Below are 5,276 nucleotides of genomic sequence, written 5' to 3' on the forward strand. Positions count from 1 at the left end.
CCTGCAGTCTAAAAGTGGTATCGGTGTTAGCTACCTCGATCGGAATCTTTTCAAATCGCCGCTCTTTCTCCTTATCGCCAGGATTCAGGATAAACAGATCAAAGTCTGATTCAGGGAAATCGTCCTCCTCAGCAACCAATGCGCCGGCCAGCATAGCCCCTACGCTTGCGGCGGCGGTACCGAGAATAAGCCAGCCGGTCTTTTTCTCGCCAGCATAAAAATGAATCATGCCGGGAACAGGTATGGCGGCCAACACTAATCCCACCGTGAGACGACGATTCATATCCTGATATTCCTCAAATGTCATCTCTTCAGGGATCTTGGTGAGAGGGGCTTCATTCAGCAAATCACCGCCCGTTAACTGTCCATAGGCAGGATATGCTCCCATAGTAATCAGGCAAATAAAACCGGCAACGATCACCGGGTTGGCTCGACTCATGCTCTTATCTCCTTTTATCACCGTGAGTTATCTGCAAGCATTGCCCTGACAACAACCGAATCCCGGCAGAACCCAGCTGCTTTACACGTCGTTAAGTTAACAAGCGTGTCAGCCAATTGCGTAAAGAAGTGCAATACCCAACTTCGGGACTTTCACGAACTCACACCCGCCTGGAAAAGTGTTTGTAGAGGGCCCAGGTCACAATAAACGAGACCACGAAAACAACCAGCGGTATTATCACCCCTAAAACAGGACTCCCGACGCGGGACGCCTGAAGAACAATTACGATCATGCTCGTCTCCCCTCACTGGAGGTTGAGATTTTCCCCGCTTTTCTCTTCTTGTAGTGAATCCAGGCGAATATCAGCCCAGTGAAGGAGGCGATATAGGCAATGGACATCCCGATGACAACTCCCAATCCCTCACTCATCGGGGCTCCTCCCACCGGACGATCCTTTCCAGCTCTTCCAGATAATGCTTCTGTTTCTTCTCATAGTCCTCGGAAATCGTCCTCAGTTTGGGATCGATAACCCAATGCATGAAAGCGGTCAGGACTACTGCTACACCCAGAATGATGAATCCCACTTTCAACAGCAGCATACTGAGAGCGAGGCCCACGGCCAACGCGATATAGGCCAGTGGGGAAAGCACAATGGCGATCCAATCCTCCCTGGCCCACTCGTCGGCGGCCGCCGCCGGTGTCCATTTGCGACGAATTAAACTCATGCTGTTCTCCCGTAATGTATCAATAGGTTGCTTGTAGAAATCGTCACCAGGTCCCCCTCACTTGTCAGGCGTGACCTGTGCCAAAAGGCCCTGTCTTTCTGCCTCCCGACGTACCGGACCCCAGAAGCCGATGGGCCGGGACATAACGTAGTACCGCACCAGATGATCCCTGTCCTCGGGCTTGGTCAGGAAGGTCACCGGCAGGTAAATGAATCCCGTCAAGATCATCAGAGCCCAGAACTGGAGGTAATCCGGCAACTCGGGAATGACGCCAAAAGCCGGCAGGACCCATACCACCAGCCACGAAAGACCCAGGTTCGCGATCCAGGCTGAGAGGTACCCCCAGGCATTAAACCGCCACCAGATTACCTGCAGGATGTTGGGCAGCCACACGCCGGCCGCCATAATCCATAGGGCGAAGATGAGCCACTTGGTGATCTCCTCCATCATCAGGCCCAGGACAAAAGATCCCAGCAGAAGCAGCAGCGTAGAGAAACGCCCGACCCAGATGAGGCGCTTCTCAGAGGCTTCAGGATTGATGTAATGATGATAAAGGTCCCGGGTGGCATATAACGATCCCAGGTTGAGATGGGTGGAAATCGTGGAAAGGTGGATGGCCAGGATAGCCGCAAAGAAGAATCCCAGCATGCCTGCTGGCAAGTAATCAAATCCTAAGCGAAACCAGCCCAACTCGTATTCGCTGGCATTCTTAATAGTTGGAAATAGAACGAAGAATCCCAGGATCGCCGCTGCCCAAATAGAGTTGCGCATCACCACCAGCGCTGTGCCCCACCAGATAGAATAAGAGGCGTCCCGCACCGTCCGTGCCGATTGAATACGCTGGGCCTCCGCATACCAATCGATAGAAGTCCCCATGCCCAACCCGCCGATCAGGGCAATAACCATCATCGTCAGGAACCAGGCAATCGGGAAGTCTCCGGAGAGCCAACCGCTAAAGTGGAACGGATTGAGTCGCCAGGACTGACCAAGCACGTCCAGCTTCGTAACAATGGCCTGGGGGCCACCCGCGGCGATAATGCCCCAGACCGATATAATAATAATGGCCGAAAAAGCGATGACACCCTGCTGAAAGTCCGCCATGACCACACCCCAGTAGCCGGCCGAAAGAACGTAAATCGCGCAGATTGCCGAGAACACTATCAGCCCAATCCATACGGGCCAACCGAATGAGTAATGGCATACCTTACCCATCGCAATGCCCACCCATCCTAGGATGAACATATTCATAAACACCTGCCAACCGGCCATCCAGCCCCTGAGAAGCTCGCTCCCCAGGCCCCCGAAACGCAGGCTCTGCCACTCGGCCTGAGTATAGGCCAGAGACCGCCGAAAAATCCGGGTAGACACAAAAGCGCTGATGGCACACCAGGCCGAGAAAAAAGTATACCAGATGCCCGCCAAACCGTACCGGTAGATAACTCCCGTTACCCACATCGGTGTGTCCGTAGCTGTGTGGGTGGCGTACACCGAGGATGCCGGCAGCCACCACGGTAATCCGCGGCCGGCCAGGAAAAAGTCCGATTCGGAACGCTTACCCAGTCGATAAAAGAGAACGCCGCACCCAATCATGAGAGCCAGGAAAAGAACGATCCATACCCAGTCAAGAACGGCAAATTGCACCATCGAGGCCTCCAGTACTAAAGTCGGTCTCTTTCAGCCATACCGCGAACAATTGTGCATATCAGACCCTCTGTCTACCCAGCCAATTAACGACCATCAAGCATACAATTCCATCCATAATGCACCCAAAGAGCCCGTTGGTCAGGGAGTTGGAATTTCGGCTATAATAACCATAGATTCAATAGTAGCGGGTTGGTCCCTTTCGACGCATATCTCAAATTTGAAGCCGAAGTGGATCTCCCAATTCCTGGCGGGATTATTCCAACTCAATATCGTGGAGGGGATCGCCGTGAGAACCTTAAAGTCCCTGTTGACCATCTTCCTGCTGTCGATAGCCCTTAATGCCCAAACCAACGTAGATAAGCTTGTCAAGGGTATTAACGAAGCGTCCCTCGTCTCGTTCAACGACTGGAAGTACAGCACCGATTTTTACAGTAAAGACGCGACCGTTGACGCCCTGTCAAGCCCTGATTACAATGATTCTTATTGGCGCGACCTGAAAATTGGCGAGTTGATTTACGTCGATTCCTGCTGGCTCCGGAAAGAGATCGTTATGCCTGAGCTGGTGTTGGGCCAGGAGATTGACGGACCTGCCAGGTTCCTTGTCTCCGTTGATGACTACGGCTACATGCACATCAATGGTGCGGAGAAAGGCTACTTCCCCTGGAATGGGGAGTTTGAATTGACGGCCGATGCCCGGCCGGGTCAGAGGTTTGTGTTACTCATAAAAGCCATAAACACCGGGGGGCCGTTGAGACTGCTTCGGGCCCGGATTGAAATGAGGCGCGATGAGGCACTCCTGAAAGAGATCAACAACCTTGCTCTGAGCCTTCAGGTGGGACAGAAACTGCTGGGTTTTGATACCTACCAGACGAACAGCCGTCTCAAGGTCGATCCCGGCATCGACCGATCCAGGATGAACCGCCAGGAGAAGCAGCGGTTGAACGCGCAGCTGCAGACCCTGGCAGCCCGGGTGGACGTGGATGCCCTCCACTCCGGAGAGCTCACCAAATTCCGGCAATCAATAGCGGATGTACGTCAGGAACTTAATCCAATCGACGAGTTTGCCAAGCGATATACCCTCTATTTCACCTCTAACGCCCACATCGATGCCGCCTGGCTGTGGCGGAAGAAGGAGACCATTGAAGTCTGTAAGAATACTTTCACATCGGTCCTAGATATGATGGACGCGCGACCCGATTTCACCTATACCCAAAGCTCCGCCCTCTACTACGACTGGATGAAAACGCTCTACCCACAGGTGTACCAGGGAATAAAGCAGAGGATCAAGGATGGCCGCTGGGAAGTGATAGGCGGGATGTGGGTGGAGCCCGATTGTAATATGACCGGCGGCGAGTCCTGGGCGCGCCATCTGCTCTATGCTCAGCGCTACTTCAAGAACAACCTCGGTGGCAGGGTGAAAATCGGATGGAATCCCGATTCGTTCGGCTACAACTGGAACATGCCCCAGCTGTATCTGAACGGCGGAATCGATGCCTTTATCACCCAGAAGATCGGCTGGAACGACACCAACGTGTTCCCCTACCGGGTGTTCTGGTGGGAAGCCCCGGATGGCTCCCGCATCCTCGGCTATTTCCCCTTCAACTATGTGAACACCCTCGACGACCAGTTCCGGCTGGTCGATTGGATGCGTCAATTCGAGGCGAATACCGGTTTCACCAGAATGCTGGTGTTATATGGCGTCGGTGATCACGGCGGTGGGCCATCGCCACAAATGCTGGATCACATCGAATATATGAAAACCCTGGCTATCTTCCCTGAAATCCAGCATGGCACAGCGAAAGATTATCTCAACTGGCTGAAAGCACAAGATCTGTCCGCGCTACCAGTCTGGGAAAACGAGCTCTACCTGGAGTACCACCGCGGGACATTGACCACTCAGGGGAAGACCAAAGAGAATAATCGCAAGGCGGAGAGTTTGCTCACCAACGCGGAGAAGTTTGCTGCAACTGCCGCACTATATGGCCGACAGGTTCACCAAGCGGACCTGGAACAGGCCTGGAGGATCGTACTGCTTAACCAGTTCCACGATATCCTGCCCGGCTCAAGTATCCGGGAAGTCTACATCGATGCCCAGGAGGACTACGACCAGGCCTTTGAAATCGGCAATTTCGAACTGGAGGCTGCCCTCAAATTCCTTGCCGGGCAGATCAACACCTCAGTTATTAAACAAGGCACCCCCGTGGTGGTCTTCAATCCGTTAGCCTGGACGCGAGACGACATCGTCCGCCTGCGCCTGCCGGATAGGGATACCACAAACTATGCCATTTTCGACCTGCAGGGCAAAGAGATCCCCTCCCAGAGAATAACGAGGGGGAAATATGACCAGGAAATCATTTTCGTGGCCGACAAGATACCCTCCCTTGGCTACCGACTTTATGAGCTGAGAAAAGAGCGGCCGGCAAAGATCAAATCAACCCTGAAGGCGTCAGACAACCGGATTGAAAACG

6 protein-coding genes are annotated in these 5,276 nt (G+C 53.4%); 1 reads left to right on the forward strand and 5 read right to left on the reverse strand.

Translation table 11 applies throughout. The features are described from left to right. From ACETWG_03865 to ACETWG_03885, 5 genes are all read right to left on the reverse strand, one after another. The coding region (locus ACETWG_03865) for a hypothetical protein (protein ID MFB0515725.1) at positions 1–439 on the reverse strand (439 nt) is incomplete at its 3' end. Between the two features lie 160 nt (positions 440–599). Then, a complete protein-coding gene (locus ACETWG_03870; GenBank protein ID MFB0515726.1) occupies positions 600–731 on the reverse strand; it encodes a hypothetical protein in 132 nt (43 codons plus the stop codon). Beyond that, a complete protein-coding gene (locus tag ACETWG_03875) occupies positions 728–868 on the reverse strand; it encodes a hypothetical protein (protein ID MFB0515727.1) in 141 nt (46 codons plus the stop codon). Before ACETWG_03875 ends, ACETWG_03870 begins: the two co-directional genes overlap by 4 nt. Next, the gene (locus ACETWG_03880; protein MFB0515728.1) at positions 865–1,164 is read right to left on the reverse strand and encodes a hypothetical protein; all 300 of its coding nucleotides are present in this window, start codon (positions 1,162–1,164) and stop codon (positions 865–867) included. The genes ACETWG_03875 and ACETWG_03880 overlap by 4 nt, the downstream gene beginning before the upstream one ends. A gap of 57 nt (positions 1,165–1,221) precedes the next feature. After that, positions 1,222–2,808: a sodium:solute symporter gene (locus tag ACETWG_03885; GenBank protein ID MFB0515729.1), complete on the reverse strand. Its 1,587-nt coding sequence runs from the start codon at positions 2,806–2,808 to the stop codon at positions 1,222–1,224. Positions 2,809–3,094: 286 nt separating this feature from the next. Here ACETWG_03885 and ACETWG_03890 point away from each other — a divergent pair. Further along, on the forward strand, positions 3,095–5,276 hold a 2,182-nt coding region (locus ACETWG_03890), incomplete at its 3' end, for an alpha-mannosidase (protein ID MFB0515730.1).

The organism is Candidatus Neomarinimicrobiota bacterium (assembly GCA_041862535.1).
In the GTDB taxonomy this organism is placed as follows: domain Bacteria; phylum Fidelibacterota; class Marinisomatia; order SCGC-AAA003-L08; family TS1B11.

What these genes read in the sequence shown, in the direction of transcription:
- ACETWG_03870 (MFB0515726.1), bottom strand. Translation starts at nt 731, where the DNA reads ATGATCGTAATTGTTCTTCAGGCGTCCCGCGTCGGGAGTCCTGTTTTA.
- ACETWG_03875 (MFB0515727.1), bottom strand. Translation starts at nt 868, where the DNA reads ATGAGTGAGGGATTGGGAGTTGTCATCGGGATGTCCATTGCCTATATC.
- ACETWG_03880 (MFB0515728.1), bottom strand. Translation starts at nt 1,164, where the DNA reads ATGAGTTTAATTCGTCGCAAATGGACACCGGCGGCGGCCGCCGACGAG.
- ACETWG_03885 (MFB0515729.1), bottom strand. Translation starts at nt 2,808, where the DNA reads ATGGTGCAATTTGCCGTTCTTGACTGGGTATGGATCGTTCTTTTCCTG.